The organism is Candidatus Accumulibacter meliphilus (genome assembly GCF_036625345.1).
Taxonomy (GTDB): Bacteria; Pseudomonadota; Gammaproteobacteria; order Burkholderiales; family Rhodocyclaceae; genus Accumulibacter; species Accumulibacter meliphilus.
In genome coordinates, this window is record NZ_JAZKTZ010000001.1 from 581,321 (window position 1) to 603,298 (window position 21,978).

General features: G+C 60.9%; 16 protein-coding genes, 1 tRNA gene and 2 pseudogenes. 10 read left to right on the forward strand and 9 right to left on the reverse strand.

Annotated features, from left to right (window positions below):
• Positions 1 to 71: 71 nt before the first annotated feature.
• The 5 genes and pseudogenes from V5B40_RS02580 to V5B40_RS02600 all read right to left on the reverse strand — a co-directional run.
• Positions 72 to 2,678: pseudogene (locus V5B40_RS02580) on the reverse strand (N-6 DNA methylase); the annotation flags it as partial.
• Positions 2,671 to 2,883 carry a hypothetical protein gene (locus tag V5B40_RS02585; RefSeq protein ID WP_332353062.1) on the reverse strand — a complete coding sequence of 71 codons (213 nt, stop codon included), beginning with the start codon at positions 2,881 to 2,883 and terminating at the stop codon, positions 2,671 to 2,673. The gene V5B40_RS02585 and the pseudogene V5B40_RS02580, both read right to left, overlap by 8 nt.
• Positions 2,880 to 4,378 (reverse strand): annotated as a pseudogene (locus V5B40_RS02590) (type I restriction-modification system subunit M). Before V5B40_RS02590 ends, V5B40_RS02585 begins: the two are co-directional and overlap by 4 nt.
• Positions 4,379 to 4,714: 336 nt before the next feature.
• Positions 4,715 to 4,808: transfer RNA gene (locus tag V5B40_RS02595), tRNA-Ser, on the reverse strand.
• On the reverse strand, positions 4,808 to 6,088 hold the full coding sequence (locus tag V5B40_RS02600; protein WP_332353063.1) for an aspartate kinase: 1,281 nt from the start codon (positions 6,086 to 6,088) through the stop codon (positions 4,808 to 4,810). Before V5B40_RS02600 ends, V5B40_RS02595 begins: the two co-directional genes overlap by 1 nt.
• A 244-nt stretch (positions 6,089 to 6,332) precedes the next feature.
• Here V5B40_RS02600 and V5B40_RS02605 point away from each other — a divergent pair, with 244 nt between their 5' ends.
• Entirely contained in the window at positions 6,333 to 6,638 is a 306-nt protein-coding gene (locus V5B40_RS02605) for a helix-turn-helix domain-containing protein (protein WP_332353246.1), read from the forward strand.
• Positions 6,639 to 6,944: 306 nt separating this feature from the next.
• Here V5B40_RS02605 and recN read toward each other — a convergent pair whose 3' ends face one another.
• Together recN and V5B40_RS02615 are read right to left on the reverse strand one after the other, a co-directional pair.
• Entirely contained in the window at positions 6,945 to 8,600 is a 1,656-nt protein-coding gene (recN, locus tag V5B40_RS02610; protein WP_332353064.1) for a DNA repair protein RecN, read from the reverse strand.
• A gap of 23 nt (positions 8,601 to 8,623) precedes the next feature.
• Entirely contained in the window at positions 8,624 to 9,553 is a 930-nt protein-coding gene (locus V5B40_RS02615; RefSeq protein WP_332353065.1) for an NAD kinase, read from the reverse strand.
• Positions 9,554 to 9,627: 74 nt separating this feature from the next.
• On the opposite strand from V5B40_RS02615, the gene hrcA reads away from it, so the two are divergent.
• Together hrcA and hemH are read left to right on the forward strand one after the other, a co-directional pair.
• Entirely contained in the window at positions 9,628 to 10,656 is a 1,029-nt protein-coding gene (gene hrcA / locus V5B40_RS02620) for a heat-inducible transcriptional repressor HrcA (RefSeq protein WP_332353066.1), read from the forward strand.
• On the forward strand, positions 10,656 to 11,759 hold the full coding sequence (gene hemH / locus V5B40_RS02625; RefSeq protein ID WP_332353067.1) for a ferrochelatase: 1,104 nt from the start codon (positions 10,656 to 10,658) through the stop codon (positions 11,757 to 11,759). The genes hrcA and hemH overlap by 1 nt, the downstream gene beginning before the upstream one ends.
• A gap of 79 nt (positions 11,760 to 11,838) precedes the next feature.
• On the opposite strand, the gene V5B40_RS02630 is transcribed toward hemH, so the two are convergent.
• A complete protein-coding gene (locus V5B40_RS02630) occupies positions 11,839 to 13,188 on the reverse strand; it encodes a serine/threonine-protein kinase (RefSeq protein WP_332353068.1) in 1,350 nt (449 codons plus the stop codon).
• A 182-nt stretch (positions 13,189 to 13,370) separates the two neighbouring features.
• On the opposite strand from V5B40_RS02630, the gene grpE reads away from it, so the two are divergent.
• The 4 genes from grpE (at position 13,371) to V5B40_RS02650 (ending at position 18,459) form a co-directional block, all read left to right on the forward strand.
• Entirely contained in the window at positions 13,371 to 13,937 is a 567-nt protein-coding gene (gene grpE / locus V5B40_RS02635) for a nucleotide exchange factor GrpE (protein WP_332353069.1), read from the forward strand.
• A 97-nt stretch (positions 13,938 to 14,034) separates the two neighbouring features.
• Positions 14,035 to 15,978: a molecular chaperone DnaK gene (dnaK, locus tag V5B40_RS02640; protein ID WP_332353070.1), complete on the forward strand. Its 1,944-nt coding sequence runs from the start codon at positions 14,035 to 14,037 to the stop codon at positions 15,976 to 15,978.
• A gap of 66 nt (positions 15,979 to 16,044) precedes the next feature.
• Positions 16,045 to 17,166: a molecular chaperone DnaJ gene (dnaJ, locus tag V5B40_RS02645; RefSeq protein ID WP_332353071.1), complete on the forward strand. Its 1,122-nt coding sequence runs from the start codon at positions 16,045 to 16,047 to the stop codon at positions 17,164 to 17,166.
• 150 nt (positions 17,167 to 17,316) lie between these two features.
• Positions 17,317 to 18,459, forward strand: coding sequence for an ABC transporter substrate-binding protein (locus V5B40_RS02650; protein WP_332353072.1), 1,143 nt, complete (start codon positions 17,317 to 17,319; stop codon positions 18,457 to 18,459).
• A gap of 25 nt (positions 18,460 to 18,484) precedes the next feature.
• Here V5B40_RS02650 and cysS read toward each other — a convergent pair whose 3' ends face one another.
• Positions 18,485 to 19,864: a cysteine--tRNA ligase gene (cysS, locus tag V5B40_RS02655; RefSeq protein WP_332353073.1), complete on the reverse strand. Its 1,380-nt coding sequence runs from the start codon at positions 19,862 to 19,864 to the stop codon at positions 18,485 to 18,487.
• A 262-nt stretch (positions 19,865 to 20,126) separates the two neighbouring features.
• Between cysS and V5B40_RS02660 the strand changes: the two genes are divergently transcribed.
• Genes V5B40_RS02660 through V5B40_RS02670 form a run of 3 tightly spaced genes read left to right on the forward strand, consistent with a single transcriptional unit; the run spans position 20,127 to position 21,962 of the window.
• Positions 20,127 to 20,684, forward strand: coding sequence for a peptidylprolyl isomerase (locus V5B40_RS02660; protein ID WP_332353074.1), 558 nt, complete (start codon positions 20,127 to 20,129; stop codon positions 20,682 to 20,684).
• 14 nt (positions 20,685 to 20,698) lie between these two features.
• Positions 20,699 to 21,190 (forward strand): peptidylprolyl isomerase, encoded by a 492-nt coding sequence (locus V5B40_RS02665; RefSeq protein ID WP_332353075.1) that lies wholly within the window; start codon positions 20,699 to 20,701, stop codon positions 21,188 to 21,190.
• Positions 21,191 to 21,221: 31 nt separating this feature from the next.
• On the forward strand, positions 21,222 to 21,962 hold the full coding sequence (locus tag V5B40_RS02670) for a UDP-2,3-diacylglucosamine diphosphatase (RefSeq protein WP_332353076.1): 741 nt from the start codon (positions 21,222 to 21,224) through the stop codon (positions 21,960 to 21,962).
• Positions 21,963 to 21,978 lie beyond the last annotated feature (16 nt).

The window sequence follows — 21,978 nt, forward strand, 5'->3', positions numbered from 1 at the left end:
TCACTTGATTCTACAATTCGAAATGCGTAGCCATTCAGGACGCGGTTGTATTTCCACTGCACCTCCCATCAGTAGTACTGTCGGATGTAATTGTAGGCCTTTTCAAACAGTTCCTCGTCGGCGTGCAGCTTATACTTGAAGAGCGACTTGCGTAGCGCCTTCTTGATTTCCCGCTCGCCGGAAAGAGTGTCCTGCCAGCCGGGAAAGCGCACCAGGCGAACGATTTCGTCGATGTCGGCGACCACCCGCTCGACCACGATCGGCGTGTTGGCCGTCCTGACCTCGTTGAACAGTTCGCTGAGCGCCGCCTTGCCGCGATCGACGTCCTCCTCGGGTGGCGTCGCCTTTTCCGCCTGCAACACTTCCCTGGCGATCTGAAGGAGCTGCTTGAGGAATTCGACACTGTTCAGTACGCCGGACTCAAAGCGAACACGCAGCGCATCCAGGCTTTCCGACAGGGCCTTGAATTTCGGGTTGCCGAGATGCTTGCGCAGGCGCCGAGCGACCTTGATCTCGATTTCCTTGGCTTTCTCGGGGTTCGGGTTGGACAGCACCGCTTCCAGCAGGTCGGCATCGAGAACCAGGGTGTTCAGATCGTCGCGCACGGCATCGACATGCACGTTCTGGTGGATCAGCTCGATGGTCTTGGCGCCGAGGGCGTGCCAGATCAGCCGGCCGTGACCGCTGGAAGGCTGCACCGATTGATAGACCTGCGACAGCCACTTGTAGTCCTTCTCGAATTGGCCCAGGCGACTGTCGGGCGAAATCGCTTCCCATAGCCTGCCGATCACGCTGTATTCGGCGGCGAAGTTGTCGCGCACTGTGTTGTTGGGCAGACATTGCTGCGCAGCGAACAGGCCTTCGTAGCCTTCGACCGTGCGATCCACGCCGGCAAAGAAGGCCAGACACTTCTGCATGGCCTCCGCTAGCCGATCCTTGAGTTCCTGCATGTTCGACACCACCGCAGCCATGCTCTTGTCGTCGAACTCCAGCGCCTTGGCGACGTCGTCGAAAATGCCAAGATAATCGACGATCAGACCGTGGGTCTTCTGTTCCGAGTAGGTGCGATTTACCCGGCAGATTGCCTGCAACAGGGTGTGGTCGCGTAGCGGCTTGTCGAGATACATCGCCTGCAGGATCGGTGCATCGAAGCCGGTGAGCAGTTTCGACGTGACGATCAGCAGTTGCAGCGGGTCCCTGGCGTCACGGAAACGGTCGAGCAGCCGTTCCTCTTCGTCACGGCTATGCGCGAAGGCCTTGCGCTCGGGCTCGTTGGCATTGACCGTCATGACCACTGCCGAAGCCTCTGGCGGCAACAGCCTGTCGAGTTCGGCCTTGTAGAACAGGCACGACTCGCGGTCGATGGTGACGATCTGGCCTTAAACCCGTTCGGCTCGACCTTGCTCTGGAAGTGCTGGACGATGTCCTCGCAAACCCGCCGGATGCGCTCCGGCGTTTTGACGAGCACGGCCATCTTGGCAGCAGTCTTGCCGAGACTGTCGCGGTCGAGGTCCGAGAGGCCGCCGGTCATTTCCTTGAAGGCGGCGTCGATGGCGGCCTTATCGATATGCAGTTCCAGCAGACGCGGCTCGAAGTGCAGCTTGAGCGTCGCTCCGTCGCGGATCGAGGCCTCGAAGCCATAGCGACTGAGGTAGCCCTTGTCATCCTCATCGGCGCCGAAAGCATAGAAGGTGTTGCGGTCGACGCGATTGATCGGCGTGCCGGTCAGACCGAAGAGGAAGGCATTGGGCAGGGCATCGCGCATCTTGCGCCCGAGGTCGCCTTCCTGCGTGCGGTGCGCTTCGTCGACCAGGGCAATAATGTTGTGCCCCTGGTTCAGGACGCCATCTGCCTCGTCGAACTTGCGCAGGCCGTCGCCCTCGATGTGCCTGGGGTCGGCGAGCGTATCGCCGCGGATGATCTGGAAGTCTTCGACGCCATGCAGGAAGAGGTTCATGCGGGCAATGCCCGAGGTGATCAGGTTGCGCTCCTGCCCGTAGAGCTTGAGCGTGCGGTATTCGCCGCCGCTGCGCTTGACCTCGACCAACGCCGATATGAGCATGCCGCCGGTGCCGCAGGTCGGGTCGTAGATCGATTCACCGGCCGTGGGCGCGAGCAGTTGCGTCATCAGATGGACGACGGTGCGGTTGGTGTAGAACTCGGCGGCGGTGTGGCCCGAGTCGTCGGCAGACTTCTTGATCAGGAACTCGTAGGCGTTGCCGAGTTCGTCCTCAGGCACGTTGGCGACCGACAGCGTCTGGGTGGAGAGGTGCTCGATCAGGTTCTTGAGCGTCGCGTCGGGCAGGCGCTCGCGGTTGGTCCAGGGGGAATCGCCGAAGATGCCGGCGAGCAGGTCCGGGTTGGGCGGCCTCCAGTTGGCGAAGTGCGGCCTGGATGGCCTGGCCGAAATTCTTCGGCTGCTGGCGGACATCGTTCCAGTGCGCGCCCTCCGGGATCTGGAAGCGGTGGTTCTCGGCGAACTCGGCATAGGAGAGATCGCCGTCGGAATCGCCCAGGGCCGCCTGATATTCCTCGTCCCAGATATCCGAGACGCGCTTGAAGAAGAGCAGCGGGAAGATGAACTGCTTGTAGTCGCCGGCGTCGATCAGCCCGCGCAGGAGGACGGCTGCACCCCAGAGGTAGGATTCGAGTGCTTGCTGGGTGATGCGCTCAGACAAGTTTCACCTCCCGGCGCATGATCCGCCACTCGTGCGCGCACGCGCTGCACTTGCGCTCAGGCCCTTCCAGGTCGATGCAGCAGCCGCCGAGCGCCACTTCACCGCGTTCGGCCATTTCGAATGTCTCGTAGCTGGGGTATCCATAGAGGATATCGATGCCGGTCTTCTGCCGGCAGGCGGGGCAGACGTATTTCGTGAACTTCATTGCAGCCAGCCTCCCTCGGCCATGACCTTGGCAGACGGTCTTCGGCCTGACGGCAACGGGCAAGTGCCGCCTTGAACGCCGCGATGGCTTCCGGCAGCGGCGGGATGTCGTCCTGCAACGGTGGCAGCACGTAGCGCGAGATGTTGAGTGTCCAGTCTTCGGCCTTGATCTCATCGAGACCGACGACCCGAACGGCATCCGGCACATCTTCGAATGTCTCGAACCAGCCTTGAATCTCCAGGGCGTGCTCGGCTTGCAGGTAGTTCTGTGCCCGGCCACGTCGGAACAGGCGCGAGGCGTCGGCAATCAGACTTTCTGGCGGCGTTGACGGGGCTTCTTCTGGGCGCAGGACGAGAATGCACGCGGCGAGACCGGTGCCATAGAACAGGTTGGGCGCCAGGCCGATGACCGCCTCGATCAAGTCCATCTCCAGCAGCTTCTGGCGAATCGCCCCCTCGGCACCTTTGCGGAACAGCGCACCCTGCGGCAGCACGACGGCCATGCGTCCGGTGACCGCGGCCATCGACTTGACCATGTGCTGCACCCAGGCGAAGTCGCCCGAGCTCGACGGTGGCAGGCCGGCAAAGTTACGCCCGAAGGGGTCATTGATCCACAGTTCTTCGCCCCATTTTTCGAGAGAGAACGGCGGATTGGCGAGCACGCAGTCGAAGTTGGCCAGGCGATCGCCGTCGAAGAAGACCGGGTTGCGCAGGGTGTCGCCGCGCACGATCTGGAAGTCCTCGATGCCGTGCAGGAAGAGGTTCATGCGCGCGATCGACGAAGTGGTGAGGTTCTTCTCCTGGCCGAAGAGCTTGCCCCACAGCCGCTTCACGTCGCCGTGCCGGTCCTTGACGTGCTGGACGGCAGCGAGCAGCATGCCGCCGGTTCCGCAGGCCGGGTCGTAGATGGTCTCGCCCTCGCGCGGATCGAGCATCTCGATCATCAAGCGGACAATGCTGCGCGGGGTGTAGAACTCGCCGGCCTTCTTGTTGGTGGCGTCGGCGAACTTCTTGATCAGGTATTCGTAGGCATCGCCGACGACATCGCGGCTGATGTCGAGATTGCCGAAGGAAAGCCGGGAGAAGTGCTCGATCAGGTCTTTGAGCAGAGCATCGGACAGCCGCTCCTTGTTCGTCCACTGAGCGTCGCCGAAGACGCCGTAGAGGGTATCGGGGTTGGCCTTCTCGATCTCGCGCATTGCCCGCTGCAGGGCATTGCCGACGTTGCTGGCGACGGCGCGCACTTCGTTCCAGTGGCATTCGTCGGGAATCTGGAAGCGGTGAGACTCGGGGAACCAGGCCAGTTCGGCATCACCGGTGTCGGCGACGATCTCGTCGTACTCCTCGTCCCAGACATCGCAGATCCGCTTGAGGAACAGCAGCGGGAAGATGTAGGTCTTGAAGTCGGCCGCATCCACCGGGCCGCGCAGGATGTTGGCAGACTCCCAGAGGTGGGACTCCAGTTGCTCAACGCTAACGGTCTGTTTCTGGGCCATCATTCGCCAGTTGTTGTTCTTGTGCCGGTGGCCATTATCCCATTAGAAAAGCGCACCAGATGAGCCCCATTTCGCGTTGGCGTACCTGTTCTGACCCAAAGCGCATGCGCGAAAACTGACTCGTCAGCCCATGTTAGTTTCTCACTCAAAAACAACGACTTAAAAGTTCTGCACTAAAATCGCGAAGTCACGAGGTTTCGAGAGAAACGGCCCGTAAGAACCAAAAAAATGACATTTGTGGGGTGACGAGGTCAACAGGTATAAACGAAAAACCCCGCAGAACATGGCGTCCGGCGGGGTGATCGTTTTTGTCGCAGAGCTTTGCTGCGACGTTCCTGGCGGAGACGAAGGGATTCGAACCCTTGATGCAGGTTTATGCCCGCATGCTCCCTTAGCAGGGGAGTGCCTTCGACCTCTCGGCCACGTCTCCTAGGAGGGCGTGATGATATCGGTTTCGTCACGCCCGGTCAAACCCAACTTTGACTTTGGCGGCTTCTCCAGGCCGAAGGCCTTGTGCAGGACGCGCACGGCAAGTTCAAGGTACTTTTCCTCGATGACGACCGAGATCTTGATTTCGGATGTGGAGATCATTTGCAGGTTGATGCCTTCCTTGGCCAGCGCACCGAACATCTTGCTGGCGACTCCGGGGTGCGAGCGCATGCCGACGCCGACGGCGGAGACTTTGCAGGTGCCGGTGTCGCCACTGAGGTCGCGGGCGCCGATCTTTTGCCGCACGGTTTCCAGGATGGCGAGGGCCTTGCTGTAATCGCTGCGGTGGACGGTGAAGGAAAAGTCGGTGGTGTCGTCACGGCCAATGTTCTGGATGATCATGTCGACATCGATGTTGGCGTCGGCGATCGGCCCGAGGATCTGGTAGGCGATGCCGGGGCGGTCGGGAACGCCGAGCATGGTCAGCTTGGCTTCGTCACGATTGAAAGCGATGCCGGAAATGACGGGTTCTTCCATGGTACTTTTTTCCTCAACAGTGATCAGCGTGCCCTCGCCTTCGTCCTCGAAGCTCGAAAGCACACGCAGTTTGACTTTGTACTTGCCAGCGAACTCGACCGAGCGGATCTGGAGCACTTTGGAGCCGAGGCTGGCCATTTCCAGCATTTCCTCGAAAGTGATGGTGTCCAGTTTGCGTGCTTCCGGCTCGACGCGCGGGTCGGTGGTGTAGACGCCGTCGACATCGGTGTAGATCTGGCACTCGTCAGCCTTCAGTGCGGCGGCCAACGCAACGGCCGAGGTGTCCGAGCCACCGCGGCCCAGCGTGGTGATATTGCCGTGTTCATCGGCACCCTGAAAGCCGGCGACGACGACCACGTTGCCCTCGGCCAGGGCTTTGCGAATTCGCGTTTCGTCGATCTTGAGGATGCGCGCCTTGGTAAAGGCGCTATCGGTCAGCACGGTGACTTGCGAGCCGGTGAAACTCCTGGCTTTAAGGCCTTCGGCATGCATGGCCATGGCCAGCAATGCGATGGTCACCTGTTCGCCGGTCGAGGCGATGACGTCGAGTTCGCGCGGGTCGGGCGAGGGCGAGATCTCCTTGGCCAGGGCGATCAAGCGGTTGGTTTCGCCGGCCATGGCCGACGGAACGACGATCACGTCGTGCCCCGCCGCCTGCCAGCGGGCGACGCGTTTGGCGACGTTTTTGATTCGATCCGTCGAGGCCACCGAGGTACCACCGAACTTCTGAACTATCAGTGCCATTGCCAATCCAATTTGAGGTCCAAAAAAACCGCTATTCTAAAGCATTGCTTGACACGGCGGCAAAGTGCGTCCGGCCCTGATGAACCGATCGGCATTAGTCAAATGTTCTAATCAAATGCCACTTGCAATTCTGTTTGATTCGCCTATAGTGTGCCGTGTATTACTTGGGTCAGAGGGTGTCGATCTGTGGCAGGAAGCGGGTTGCCTGCTGGTTCGCGTAGAGTCATCGTACGAAAGGATAACTATGAGCACCGTCAAAGTCGTCGAGAGGGTCGATCCTCGCGAAATTCGCCGCAAGCTTGGCCTTAATCAGCAGCAGTTCTGGTCAAAAATCGGCGTGACGCAAAGTGGTGGTTCGCGCTACGAGAGTGGCCGCAACATGCCAAAGCCGGTGCGTGAGTTGCTACGCCTGGTGCATGTCGAGCAAATCGATATTCAGCGCCTCAAGCGCGAGGACTTCGAGGTCGTCGAGTATCTGAAGGCGGAAGACCCCGAACAATTCAAAATCCTCAAAAAAGCAGCCAGAGGCAAGATCAAGAAGACTGTTTGAGCCTGGCTTCGCGGCTTGCCGGCGCCGCTGGCAGCGCCGCTTCCGGACGTGATCCAGGTTTTCACGAACGTGGCCAGCTGCTGGCTGCTCGCCGGGCGGCGAGCGCCACCGCCCGGGTGTCCCGGAAGCCTGGTTTCCCGCAAGATTTCCCGAACCGCGCAGTTCAGGGTGAAGCCCGTGACGCGAAGCCCTTGCGCGGGGGCCCGGCGCAGGCGTTTGGCGCCCGGCGCGGTGAGCGCTGCAAGGCCTGCCGTAGCGTTCCGTAGGGCGCCTCGCGCCCGGTCCTCCGCGGTCTTGCTCTCCTGGTCAGGGAAGTTGCAGCATTTCCTTGGCGTGCTGGCGAGTGATCGGCGTGATTTCTATGCCGCCCAGCATGCGGGCGATCTCTTCGATACGTGCTTCGGCTCCAAGCGTGCTGACACGGCTACGTAGCTGACCGGCCTCGGAGACCTTGCTGACTTGCCACTGCCAGTTGGCGCGTGCGGCGACCTGCGGCAGATGCGTCACGCAAAGGACTTGTCGTTCGGCACCCAGTTCGCGCAGGAGGCGGCCGACGACCTCGGCAACGCCGCCGCCAATGCCCACGTCCACCTCGTCAAAGATCAGTGTCGGGACGCTTGCCGCCTGACTGGTGACTACCTGGATGGCCAGGCTGATGCGCGACAACTCGCCGCCCGAGGCGACCTTGGCCAGGGAGCGCGACTCGTTTCCGGCCAGCCCGGCAATGCGAAACTCGATCTGCTCAAGCCCGGAGGCGCTGCCGCCCTCGATCGGCAGCAGCGCGATGTCGAAGCAGCCGCCGCCAAGTGCCAGTTGCTGCATCACCTGGCTGACTTCGCCGCCCAGAGCCAGCGCAGCGCTTGCGCGACCGGCGGACAGCCGTCGAGCCAGTTCACCGTATTGCTTGCCCGCCGCTTCGACGCGTTCGCTCAGCCCGGCGAGGTCCGCGGCATCGCCAAGGACCGCCAATCTCTCCTGCCACCGCGCCAGCAAGGCCGGCAGCTCGTCCGGAGTGCAGCGAAATTTTCGCGCACAATCAAGGACGGCTTCGAGGCGGCTCTCGACGTCTGTCAGGCGCTGCGGATCAAGCTCGACGCGGTTGGCGTAGCGGCGAAGTGCCGAGATCGCTTCGCTGAGCTCCGCCTGCGCCGACTGCAGCAGAACGGCGACTTCAGAGAGCGCGGGGTCGTATTCGGCGAGGCCATCGAGCCGACTGGCGACGCTGGCGACTTGCACTTCACACGCGGCATCGCCTTCGGCGAGCACCTGCAGCGCGAACTGGGCGCCTTCACCCAGGCTTGCGGCGTGTGCCAGGCGCTTGTGCTCGTCGTTCAGTGCCCGCCATTCTTCACTCGAGAAGCCGAGCGCTGCCAGTTCGCCCAGTTGCCAACTCAGCTGCTCGCGTTCGGCGGCCAAGGCTTCAATGCCGTTGGCGGCGGCCTCGAGGCGGTTCCTGGCTTCGCGCCATTGCCGCCAGGCGGTGGCGACTTCAGCCAGCAGGGCGTCGAGCCGGGCGTGCGAATCGAGCAGTACGCGTTGGGCGTCGCCGCGCAGCAGCGACTGGTGGGCGTGCTGACCGTGGATGTCGACCAATCCTTCGGCGAACTCGCGGAGCTGCGCCTGGGTGACCGGCGAGCCGTTCAGATAGGCGCGCGAGCGGCCGGTGGCATCGAGCACGCGGCGCAGCAGCAGCCCGTCCTGGCTATCGATATCGTGTTCTCGCAACCATGCCGCGGCCGCCGGAGACTGGTCGAGATCAAACTCCGCGCCAATCTCGGCGCGTTCGCTGCCGACGCGTATCAGGCTGGCGTCGGCGCGCTCGCCAAGGGCAAACGCCAGCGCGTCGACAAGAATCGATTTGCCGGCGCCGGTTTCTCCGGTGAGCGTGCCGAAACCGCCCTGGAACTCGAGTTCCAGGCGATCGACCAGTACAAAGTCGCGAATCGTCAGCCGGCGTAGCATGATGGGGTGGTCGCAGGAATTGCCTAGTGCTCCTTCGGTCGCTCGCTCCAGTGCAGCTTCTGACGGAGCATGGCGAAGTAGCTGTGGCCGGGTGGATGCAGCAGGCAGATCGAATACTCGGAGCGACGGATGCGTACGCAATCGCCGTTCTTGAGGTCGACTGTCACCTGGCCGTCGAAGTGTACGCGCGAATCGGTGCCATGAACGATGCGGATCTCGATCTCGTTGCGGTCGCCAACGAGGATCGGCCGGTTGGTCAGCGCATGCGGGCAAAGCGGAACCAGGGCGATCGCCGAAACCTGGGGATGCAGGATCGGGCCATTGGCCGATAGCGCGTAGGCCGTGGAGCCGGTGGAGGTGGCGACAATCAGGCCGTCGGCGCGCAGGTGGTAGATGAATTCGCTGTCAACGAAGAGCTCGATTTCGATCATTCGGCCGATGGCTCCCTTGTCGACGACCACGTCGTTGAGCGCCAGGTGAGGGGCGCCGAGAGGGCGTTCGTCACGCAGCACCTCGGCTTCGAGGAGCATGCGGGTTTCGGGAACGAATTTGCCGTCGAGCAGGTCGTCCATGGCGGCCAGCATGTTGTTGCGCGAGATGTCGGTCATGAAGCCCAGGCGCCCCTGGTTGACCCCGACCAGGGGAACCCGGTAGCGGGCCAGCTGGCGTGCGGCGTTGAGCATGGTGCCGTCGCCGCCGGCCACGATGGCCATGTCGGCATGCGCCCCCAGCCAGGCAAAACTGCCGCTCGTCCAGCTGCGCAGGTCAAGTTGCGAGACGACGTTGCGCGCGGTTTCCTCCTCGATCAGGACTGTCATGCCGCGTTCGTGCAGGTATCTGGCCAGCATGCGGATCGATTCGGCAATATCCTGACTTTGATACTTGCCGATCAGCGCAATGGTCTTGGGCAGATTCGCGCAATCGGTGGATTCGTGAGGAAAGACATTGTTCATGGCGTCAATTAGACCACAATTCAGCTTTCATCCGCGGCGCCCCGCGAGCGGGGAATTTTTGTAGAATCCAAGCCATGCTAGACGAACGCGCCAGAAGGCTGCTCAAGACGCTCATTGAACGCTACATCGCGGACGGGCTGCCGGTCGGGTCGCGCGCCTTGTCAAAGTACTCCGGCCTGGACCTGTCGGCAGCGACCGTGCGTAATGTCATGGCGGACCTCGAAGAGAATGGTCTGATCGCCAGTCCACATACCTCGGCTGGACGTGTGCCGACCTCACGTGGCTACCGTTTCTTCGTTGATAGCCTGCTCACCGTCGAGCCGCTCGAGAAAGAAAAGATTGACGCCATCGAGGGGCAACTCCTGCTTTCGCAGCCGCGGCAGCTGATCAGCAATGCTTCACGCCTGCTCTCGGGCTTGAGTCACTTTGCGGGTATCGTCATGACGCCCAGGCGGCGGGTGCCGAGGATTCGCCAGATCGAATTCGTCAGTCTGTCGGAAAAGCGCATTCTGCTGATCCTGGTGACTGCCGACGGCGACGTGCAGAATCGCCTGCTCTTTCCCGGGCGCTCATATACCCCGTCGGAACTGGTCACCGCAACCAACTACCTGAACCAGCATTTCATCGGCGGCGATTTCGAGCATATCCGCCGGCGCGTTCAGGAGGAGTTGCTGCGCTTGCGTGGCGATCTGCAGTCGCTGATGGCCGCTGCGCTGGCCGCCGGTGACGAGGCGATGCAGGGCTCGGACGAGCGCTATATCATCTCCGGCGAGCGTAATCTGCTCGAAGTCGAGGAGTTCTCGTCGAACATGAAGCGGCTGCGCGAGTTGTTCGACCTTTTCGAGCAGCGGACTTCACTGATGCAGTTGCTCGATCTGTCGCATCGCGCCGACGGCGTGCAGATCTTCATTGGCGGCGAATCGGGCCTGGCACCCCTCGATGAATGCAGTGTGGTTACCGCGCCTTACGAGGTCGACGGTCAGATCGTCGGTTCGGTGGGCGTGATCGGTCCCACCCGCATGGCCTACGACCGCGTCATTCCGATCGTCGATATCACCGCCAAACTGCTTTCTTCCGCGCTCTCCTACCAGGCCAACTCCTGATGCCTCGTTATCTCCCCGAGCCGGCCTACGCTCATGGTTCGCCGGCAAAAACTGCCGTTTTGCTGATCAATCTCGGGACGCCCGAAGAACCGACGGCGCCAGCGGTGCGACGCTACCTCAAGGAATTTCTTTCCGACGCGCGCGTCGTCGAGATTCCACGCCCGCTCTGGTGGCTGATCCTGAATGGCATCATTCTCAGAGTGCGACCGCGACGGTCGGCCGAAAAGTACGCGTCGATCTGGACGGCCGCTGGCTCGCCGCTGAAAGTGTATGTCGAGCGGCAGGCGAAGCTGCTGCGTGGTTTCCTGGGTCAGGCCGGGCATCAGCTGGTCGTCGACTACGCAATGCGTTACGGCGAGCCGTCGATCGCGGCGACCCTATCGAGACTCAAGGCCGCAGGCTGTACGCGGATTCTGCTACTGCCGCTCTACCCGCAGTATGCGGCGAGTACCACTGCCACCGCCATCGATGCCGCTTGCAGCTGGTTACAAAGTGTTCGCAACCAGCCGGAAGTGCGCTCGGTCCGCAGTTTTGCCGACCATCCCGGTTACATTGCGGCGCTCGCGGCCAGTGTTCGCGAGCATTGGGCGAGCAGTGGGCAGCCGGGCGACTCTTATCGGCTGATCATGAGTTTTCACGGGCTGCCGCGCTACACGCTGGACAAAGGCGATCCCTACCATTGCGAGTGCCAGAAGAGCGGCCGCTTGCTGGCCGAGGCGCTTGGTCTTGCTGCGGAGCGCTATCAGATCTGCTTTCAGTCGCGTTTTGGTCGCGCCGAGTGGTTGCAACCGTATACCGCGCCGACTTTGCAGGCGCTCGGCAAAGAGGGCGTGCAGCGGGTCGATGTGATCTGCCCGGGCTTCCCAGCCGACTGCCTGGAGACGCTCGAAGAGATTGCCATCGAAGGGCGCGCCGAGTTCCTCGGCGGCGGTGGCCGGGAGTTCCACTACCTGCCGTGCCTCAATGACCGCGACGACTGGATTCACGCCCTGGCCGACATTGCCGAAACGCAGCTGCGCGGCTGGCCGACGCGGCTCGCACCCGAGCCGGCCGGCCTGGAGCTCAGCGCCCTGCGTGCCAAGGCTCTGGGAGCGTCATCCTGAGCGAGGGCGCCAGTGCACTGTGCCACATCCTCGCAATATTCTTCCGCCACATCGACAACGGGCCGAGCCAAGACTCGGTCTAGAGCAATTGCAGCGGCGGCGTCAGTCCGAGAGAGGAGGCCGAAAGGCTGCCCTGGACCGCAGTCTGGCCAAGCTTGGCGAGGACTTTGTTGGCTTCGCGCAAGCGGCTGAGTACATTGGTCAGGAGAACTTTGTTGAAGCGTTCGCGCAGTTCGTCGGAAGCCAATTCCAGCGCCGCGCTGTTGATTTCCAGGAACAGCGTAGCTTCCAGCGTGACCACCGTGGCGTGCCGCAGGGTGTCAGTGGGGTGCATGAAAGCCATTTCGCCGATCACGTCGCTCGAACCCAGTCGGCAGATGACACGCCCGTTGGTTGATACTTCGACGAAGCCGTCAATGATGACGCCAAATTTGCGGTGATTGTCGCCTTCGCGGATCAGGGTGACTTTCTCCGATATCTCCCGCCACCTGCTGATGCGCAGCACTTCCCAAAGCTCGATATCCTCGAATTCAACGAAGAAGTCGAGCTTGCGCAGCCTTTCGAAGTGCGTCAGATCCTGTTGCGTCTGGTCTTCGTCGAGCATCTGGTAACGCACCGCCGAGAGATCCTTGGCGAACGCGGCGCCATTGCGGTAGCGGCTGTAGAGGTCTTTTTCGAGAGACTTCTTGATGATTGCATCGAGGCCAGCCGGCAGGTTGGGGTTCAGCGCACAGACCGACGGCGCATCCATGTTGACGATCTTGTAGACCAGCGTCGCAGGATTGTTGGCACGATACGGTAGCCGCCCGGTGAGCAGCTGAAACAGGAGTACGCCCAAGGAGTAGAGGTCGGTCTTGTGATTGAGCGGGTAGTTCTTGACCTGTTCTGGAGACATGTAGGCGGGTGAGCCGACGCCCATGACGAAAGTCGAGTCCTGGCCCGTGTCCTTGTGCAGGTTCAGCCCCAGGCCGAAGTCGGTAATGCGCGGATTGTCGTCGGCGTCGAGCAGAATGTTGGCCGGCTTGATGTCGCGATGGACGACGCCCTGGTGGAAAGCGTGATCAAGCGCCAGACAGCATTTGAAAATGATGCCGATGACGCGGTGCATCGGGAGCAGGCGGTTGATCGAGCAGAAGCGGTCGAGCGCCCCGCCGTCAACGAATTCCATGACCAGGTAGGCTTGGTCTTTCTCGACGACGGCGTCGTATACCTTGACGATGTTGGGGTGATTGAGCCGCCGGCCGATCGCGTCCTCGGTCTGGAAGATCTTGCGCAAGCGCCGTGACATCGCTGCGCTGTCCTTGCCAAAGCGGATCAGCTTGATGGCGACCTGACGGTCCGCGTCCGGATCCTGGGCCAGGTAGACGACCGCTGTCGCACCTTTGCCGAGCGTGCGAATGATCTGATATTTGCCGATTTTCTCCGTCATGCGCGTACCAAGTCCGGTTGGGGGGACTAGAGATAATTGAAAGGCTGCTAGGGAAACAAGGCGCCGAATGAGTAATTATGCGCGAATTGCGGTGGCCTTCCACCTCCTCAAGCAGATAAAAAGCCCTTGAAATCGAAAAACTCGCCCCAACCTGCCTGCAGTTTTCTGGGAGATCATCATCTATGCAAGTAAACGACACACCGCCTGACGAGAGCAACGCGGCGCCCGAAGCCGCGGAGCCTGTTGAAGTGATTGCCGAAAGCGCGCCTGCGGAAGACCACGCGCCGAGTCTTGAAGACGCCTTGCGTCAAGCCGAGCTGAAAGCCGCCGAGCATCACGATGCCTGGTTGCGCGCCAAAGCGGAAACCGAGAATGTGCGCCGGCGAGCCCAGGAGGATATCGCCAAGGCTGCCAAGTTCGCCATCGAGCGCTTCGCTCGCGAACTGCTGGCGGTCAAGGACAGCCTCGAAATCGCGTTGGCCACCGACGCGCAGAGTGTCGACAGCCTGCGCGCGGGAAGCGAAGTCACCCTCAAGCAACTGGTCGCCGCTTTCGAGAAATCGGCGTTGAAAGAAGTCAATCCGCTCGGCGAGAAGTTCGATCCCAATCTTCATCAGGCGATCAGCGTCGTTGAATCGGAGCAGGAGCCGAACACTGTGGTTACGGTCCTGCAGAAGGGCTATCTGTTGGCCGAGCGCGTGTTGCGCCCGGCGATGGTCGTCGTCGCCAAGGCCAAGGCCGAGGCTTGAAATTCCTGCGATAAGCCCCAGTTTGGGCTTGTCACCAGACATTCAGCCCGTGGGCGGATGTCGTCACAATTTACCGAAATATTGAAAGGATTCTGCTATGGGCAAGATCATCGGCATTGATCTGGGCACAACCAACTCCTGCGTTGCCGTTATGGAAAACGGCAAGCCGAAGGTTATCGAAAACTCCGAAGGCGCGCGCACCACGCCGTCGATCGTGGCCTACGCCGAGGATGACGAAATTCTCTGCGGCGCGCCAGCCAAGCGGCAGGCGGTCACCAATCCAACGAACACGCTGTACGCGATCAAGCGCCTGATCGGCCGCCGCTTTGAAGAGAAGGAAGTGCAGAAGGACATCGCGCTGATGCCTTTCAAGATTCTCAAGGCTGACAACGCCGACGCCTGGGTCGAGGTGCGCGGCAAGAAAATCGCTCCGCCGCAGGTTTCCGCCGAAGTGCTGCGCAAGATGAAGAGGACCGCTGAGGACTACCTCGGCGAGGAAGTGACCGAAGCGGTGATCACCGTGCCGGCCTACTTCAACGACAGCCAGCGTCAGGCGACGAAAGACGCCGGTCGCATTGCCGGTCTGGAAGTCAAGCGCATCATCAACGAGCCGACCGCCGCAGCGCTGGCTTTCGGCATGGACAAGAAGCAGGGCGACAAGAAGATCGCGGTCTATGACCTTGGCGGTGGCACGTTCGACGTTTCGATCATCGAAATCGCGCAGGTCGAAGGTGAGCACCAGTTCGAGGTCTTGTCCACCAACGGCGACACTTTCCTTGGCGGTGAAGACTTCGACCAGCGCCTTATCGACTACATCATCGACGAGTTCAAGAAAGAGTCGGGGGTCAACCTGAAGGCCGACGTGCTCGCGCTGCAGCGCCTCAAGGATGCGGCCGAGAAAGCCAAGATCGAACTCTCTTCCGGCCAGCAGACCGAAATCAACCTGCCGTACATCACGGCCGACAGTTCCGGACCCAAGCATCTGACCTTGAAGATCACCCGCGCCAAGTTCGAAGCACTGGTCGATGAGCTGGTCGACCGTACCATCGAGCCTTGTCGTATCGCCCTCAAGGATGCCGGTTGCAAGATAGGCGACATCGACGACGTGATCCTGGTCGGCGGCCAGTCGCGGATGCCGAAGGTGCAGGAAAAAGTGAAGGCTTTCTTCGGCAAGGAGCCGCGCCGCGACGTCAATCCGGACGAAGCCGTCGCCGTCGGTGCTGCGATTCAGGGTGGTGTGCTGCAGGGCGAAGTCAAGGATGTCCTGTTGCTCGACGTGACGCCGCTGTCGCTGGGTATCGAGACGCTTGGCGGCGTGATGACCAAACTGATCAAGAAGAACACCACCATCCCGACCAAGGCGAACCAGGTTTTCTCGACCGCTGACGATGGCCAGTCGGCAGTCACCATTCATGTCCTGCAGGGTGAGCGTGAAATGGCCGCCGGCAACAAGAGCCTCGGACAGTTCAATCTTTCGGACATCCCACCGGCGCCGCGCGGCATGCCGCAGATCGAAGTCACTTTCGATATCGACGCCAACGGCATTCTGCATGTCTCGGCCAAGGACAAGGCGACCGGCAAGGAGAACAAGATCAAGATCCAGGCTTCTTCCGGCCTCAGCGAGGAAGAAGTGCAGCGCATGGTGCAAGACGCCGAAGTGCACGCCGAAGAAGACCGCAAGGCGCACGAACTGGCCGAAGCGCGCAATCAGTGCGACGGCATGATCCATTCGGTCAAGAAGTCGCTTGCCGAATACGGCAAGGAGCTTAGCGCTGACGAGAAGGCAGTCATCGAGGCGGCGATGAAAGAAGCCGAAGAATCCATTCGCGGCGACGATGTCGAGAGCATCAAGGCGAAAACCGAGGCCCTCGGCACGGCGGCGCAAAAACTTGGCGAGAAAATGTACGCCAAGCAGCAGGCCGAAGCGGGTGGCGCCGAGCATCAGCAGGAGGCTGGCGGAACCGAGTCGGCGGGTGAGGCGAAAAAGGACGACAGCGACGTCGTCGATGCCGAGTTCACTGAAGTCAAAGACAAGAAGTAGGCATTCTGCTGCAGGGCGGGGCGTATAATCGCGCCTCGCTCCGTCCCACAACGTGCTTGAGAAACGATGGCTAAACGCGACTTTTACGACATTCTGGGCGTCAATCGCGACGCATCCGAAGAAGATATCAAGAAGGCCTATCGCAAGCTGGCGATGAAACACCATCCGGACCGCAATCCGGATAATCCCAAGGCCGAGGATCAGTTCAAGGAAGCCAAGGAAGCCTACGAGGTTCTCTCCGACGCTCAGCAGCGTGCGGCCTACGACCAATACGGTCACGCCGGAGTCGATCCCCAGTCAGGCATGGGCGGCGGCCCGGGCGGTTTCTCCGACGCTTTTGGCGGTATTTTTGACGAGATTTTCGGCGGTGCTCGCGGTGGCGGCGGTCGTTCGAACATCTATCGCGGTGCAGACCTGCGCTACAACCTCGAAGTCACCCTCGAGCAGGCGGCCTTTGGCACCGAAACCAAAATTCGCATTCCGACCATGGAGGTCTGCGCTGCCTGCCATGGTAGCGGCGCCAAGTCCGGCACGCAGCCGAAGACCTGCCCGACCTGTCAGGGGAGTGGCCAGGTTCGCTTGCAGCAGGGCTTTTTCTCGATCCAGCAAACTTGTCCCAAGTGTCATGGTACGGGTCGTTTCATTGCCGACCCCTGCGCTCCGTGTCAGGGCGCGGGCCGTGTCAAGCAGCACAAGACGCTGGCCGTCAAGATCCCGGCCGGAGTCGACGAGGGCGATCGTATACGGCTCTCTGGCGAGGGTGAGCACGGCGTCAATGGTGGGCCGTCGGGAGACCTCTACGTTCAGATTCACCTCAAGGCGCACCCGGTTTTCCAGCGTGAGCAGAGCGATCTGCACTGTGAAATGCCAATCAGCTTTACGACCGCCGCTCTCGGTGGCGAGATTGATATCCCGACCCTTGACGGTGCGGCGAAAGTCAGGATTCCTGCGGAAACGCAGTCCGGAAAGGTTTTCCGTCTGCGCGGAAAAGGCATCAAGAGCGTGCGTAGCCACGCGCATGGGGATCTGCTGTGTCACGTGGTTGTCGAAACGCCGGTTCATCTGACCGACCGTCAAAAGGAACTGTTGCGCGAACTCGAAGAGTCGAGTCAGGAAAATTCGGGACGTCACAATCCGCGCGCCAAATCCTGGATGGATCGAGTACGCAACTTCTTCGCGGCGACCTGAGCGCGCCTTTCCATAAACCTGCAACAGCTTCTTCGACTCCTTTCTTCGCAGTCATGTAAGCCGCCTGTCAGTTTTTTTTGCCATTCTTCCTTTTTGGTCGAAACGGTCCACAGACGGTCGTGAATCGTACCGAGGAGGAGGGGCTGGCGAATGAGGTTTGCAAAGGCGCTGCTGTGCGCGCTGTTGAGCTGGTTTGGCTGCGTCCTTGCGGGCGAGACTGGGGTGACTCCCAATGGCATCCTGATCGGCATGACTGCGCCGTTTTCCGGCCCCAACGGCGCTTACGGACTGGATATGAAGCGCGTCATCCAGACCTATTTCCGCCAGATCAATGAAGCCGGCGGTATCAACGGCAGGATGTTGTCGCTGCGCGTCCTTGACGACGGCTACGAGACCGAACGCGCGGTGGCCAATACCAAGGCCTTGATCAACACGGAAAAAGTCTTCGCCTTGCTCGCTTCATACGGGTCGAGTCCGACGACCGCCGCCATGAACGAGGCTTTCGGGATTGCCCGCGTGCCGCTGATCGGCGCAATTTCCGGTGCCGATTCGATCCGTCAGTCGCCCAGCGAGCATCCGAACAATCGTTACATGTTCAACGTCCGGGCCAGCTACGCGAACGAAACAGAAGCCCTGGTCCATCATCTGGTTTCGCTGGGCATCAAGAACATTGCCGTTTTGTACCAGAACGATGGTTTTGGCAAGTCCGGGCTCGAAGGCGTGGTCAGCGCGCTGAAGAAGCATCAACTGACGCCGTCGGCGGTGGCGACCGTCGAGCGCAATTCGGTCGATGTCGCTCAGGCCGTGCAGCAGATCGCCGCGGTCAATCCGCAGGCGGTGATCATGGTGACGCTTTACAAGCCCACGGCGGCTTTTGTCCAGGCCATGAAGAAGGCCGATCAGTTGCCGCAGTTCATGACCCTTTCTCCGGTTGGCGCCGAACTGCTGGTGCAGGAGCTTGGCGAGGCGGCGCGCGGCATCGGCATCTCGCAGGTCATGCCGTCGCCCTGGAGCGACACGACGCCGCTGGCGCACGAGTACCAGAAGTTGATCGGTCCGCAGGGGAAGCCTTCCTACTATGGCCTCGAGGCCTATGCCATGTCCAGAGTGCTGGTCGAAGCGATCCGCAAGGCTGGCAAGGAGCCGACTCGCGAAGGGCTGGTCAACGCTCTCGAGAGCATGCACAACCTCGACCTGGGCGGTTATCGCGTCAGCTATTCCGCGAATGAGAGGCGCGGCTCCAGCTTTGTCGACCTCACCGTTATTGGACCAGATGGGCGCATCATGCGTTAGCTTCTCCGGGTTCGTGACTTCGTGACTAGGAGCGTCGCCAGGTGGTTCCGGCCGCGCTGTCCTCGAGGACGACACCGGCCGCGAGCAGCTCGCCGCGGATGCGATCTGCGGCCGCGTAGTCCTTGTTCTTCTTGGCGGCAAGGCGCTCGGCGATGCGTGCTTCGATGCACGCGACACCGGTCTCTGTCGCCGTTTCGCTGCTTGGCGTTGCTTGCAGGAAAATCTGTGGGTCGCGCGTCAGCAGGCCGAGCAGCCCCGCCAGCCCGCGCAATTGCCCGGCCACCGCCGGTGACTTGCTGCGGTTGAGTTCGGCAGCCAGGTCGAAAAGTGCCGCGCAGGCTTCTGGAGTGTTGAAGTCGTCATTCATCGCCTGCCTGAAGCGCGAGGCGTGTGGCTCATCCCAGTCGACTGGCGAGGCTTCGGCGTCCACGCTCTTGAGCGCCGTATAGAGTCGTGTCAGGGCATGACGGGCATCGTCGAGATGGCTGTCCGAGTAGTTGAGCGGGCTGCGATAATGCGCGCGCAGGATGAAGAAGCGGACAACTTCGGCGTCGTATTTCTTGAGGATCTCCCTGATCGTGAAGAAGTTGCCGAGCGACTTCGACATTTTTTCTTCGGCGACCCGAACGAAGCCGTTATGCATCCAGTAGTTCACAAACTGGCAGTGATGGGCGCCCTCGGATTGCGCGATCTCGTTCTCGTGGTGGGGAAACTGCAGATCCTGACCGCCGCCGTGAATGTCGAAGTGCTTGCCGAGCAGGTCGGAACTCATCGCCGAGCACTCGATATGCCAACCGGGGCGGCCATTACCCCACGGCGAAGGCCAGAAAGGCTCGTTCTCACGGGCATGTTTCCAGAGCACGAAGTCGAGCGGGTCGTCTTTGGCGCTGTCCACCTCGACGCGTTCGCCAGCCCGCAGGTCGTCGATCGATTTGCCGGAAAGCTTGCCGTAGCCAGGGAACTTGCGCACCGCAAAGTTCACGTCGCCGTCCGGTGCTTGGTAAGCGAGGCCGTTCTTTTCCAGTTGCCCGATCAAGTCGAGCATCTGCGGTACGTAGGCGGTGGCGCGGGGTTCATGATCCGGCGGTTCGACACCGAGGGCTGCGCCATCCTCGTTCATGAAAGCGATGAAATGCTCGGTCAGTTCCGCGATGCTCTGCTTGTTCTCGAAGGCGCGCTTGATGATTTTGTCATCGATGTCGGTGATGTTGCGAACGTAGGTCACCTGCAGCCCGCTGGCGCGCAACCAGCGTTGCACGATGTCGAAAACGACCAGGACGCGGGCATGACCCAGATGGCAGTAGTCGTAAACGGTCATGCCGCAGACGTACATGCGAGCCTCGCCGGGGGTGATCGGCACAAAGTCCTGTTTTTCCCTCGCCAGCGAGTTGTAGATTTTCAGCATTTTCGGACTCACAAGAGTGCTCGGCGCCGACCAGCGCGAGTGGGGAGTGCTTTGGTTTCGACGTACTTCTTGTTAGAATTCACCGGCTAAGTTAGCTCTAAGCGCTGCACCGGCCAGTATACCATAACGATGCCGTTGGTCTCTCCGAAGCCTCGGTCGGCGCTACTTCCAGCCGAATACCCGCGATCCGCTCGACGTCTGCATCAGGGCGCCGCAGTTCGGACGACGGTAGCTGGCGAATCATTTACGAAGGGAATGCCTGATGTACAAAATGCTTGCACCGCTAGCCGGCGCACTGTTGTCCTTTGCTGCTCTGGCCGCACCGACGGTCGAAATGCAAACCAGCATGGGGACAATGGTCATCGAGCTCGATTCAAAAAAAGCGCCGAAAAGCGTGGACAACTTCGTCAAGTACGTCAACGAAGGCTTTTACAACGGGACGATTTTTCATCGCGTCATCCCGGGATTCATGATCCAGGGTGGCGGCTTCAACGCTGCGATGGAGCAGAAATCGGCGCCGCGAAAAGTTGAAAACGAAGCCAGCAATGGGCTGAAGAATGATCGCTGGACGATTGCCATGGCGCGCACTTCCGATCCGCATTCGGCAAGTTCGCAGTTCTTCATCAACCACCAGGACAATGCCGCACTCAACCATCCTGGATCCGACGGCTGGGGTTACACGGTCTTTGGCAAGCTAACGCAGGGGATGGACGTCGCCGACAAGATTGCCAAGGTCCCGACCGGCAACCGTGCGATGTACCAGAACGTTCCTCTTGAGCCGGTTACCATCCAGTCGGTCAAAATCATCCCCGAGAAATAAATAAGGAATCCCGCATGATCAAGCTGCACACCAATTGTGGCGTCATTGCCATCGAACTGGACGCCGAGAAAGCTCCCCTCTCGGCGCAGAACTTCCTCGACTACGTCAGCGCTGGCCACTACGACAACACCATTTTTCATCGCGTCATTCCGGGATTCATGATTCAGGGCGGCGGCTTTGCGCCAGGCATGAAGCAGAAGCCGTGCCAAGCGCCCATCAAGAATGAAGCCGACAACGGTCTCAAGAACAATGCCTACACGCTGGCCATGGCGCGTACCAATGAGCCGCATTCGGCGACCGCGCAGTTCTTCATCAACGTCGCCGATAATGCTTCGCTCAACTACCGTGCGGCGAATGCCGAGGGTTGGGGTTACTGCGTCTTCGGCAAGGTCGTCGAAGGCACCGAGGTGGTCGACAAGATCAAGGGCGTGCGCACCGGCTCCTCCGGTTTTCATCGCGACGTGCCGGTCGAGGACGTCGTGATCGAACGCGCTGAAGTTTGCTGAGGGCTACTTGGGGGTCGGATCTGCAGCAGCCGTGATCCTTTTCATTTCCGACCTGCATCTGGCGCCGCAAGCGCCAGCCATCACGCGCATTTTCCTCGATTTTCTTGCCGGTCGCGCGCGCGCCGCCGAGCAACTATTCATCCTCGGCGATCTTTTCGAAGCCTGGCCGGGTGACGATTGCCTCGCCCCTGGCAATGATGGCGAGGATTCCTTCGCCGTGGACGTCGTCGCTGCGCTGCACGCGCTGACCCGCAGCGGTGTTGGGCTGTCGCTGCTGCACGGCAACCGTGATTTCCTGCTTGGCGAGGCCTTTATGGCGCGCAGCGGCGCGCGCCTGCTTGCCGATCCGCACGTCCTGTCGCTGCCGGGCTGGCAGTTCGTCCTGTCCCACGGCGATGCGCTGTGCACCGACGACCACGACTACCAGGCGTTTCGTGCGCTCGCTCGCCAGGCGGATTGGCGTGCCGCCTTCCTGGCCAAATCGTTGCCCGAACGCGAGCAGATAATTCTTGCACTGCGCCAGCAAAGCGAGGCGGCCAAGTGCGACAAGGCGGATTTTCTGATGGACGTCAATCTCGCCGCAACCGACGATTTTCTGCGCACGCACGGCTACGCCACCCTGATCCATGGGCACACGCACCGCCCGGCACGCCACGATCACATCGTTGATGGCATTCACGTCGAACGCTGGGTGATGTCGGACTGGACCGACCAGGCCGGCGAGTGCCTGTGCTGGGACGGCGAAACTCTGACCCGTGAGGTCCTGACTTGAAGCGTTTTTCTCCCTA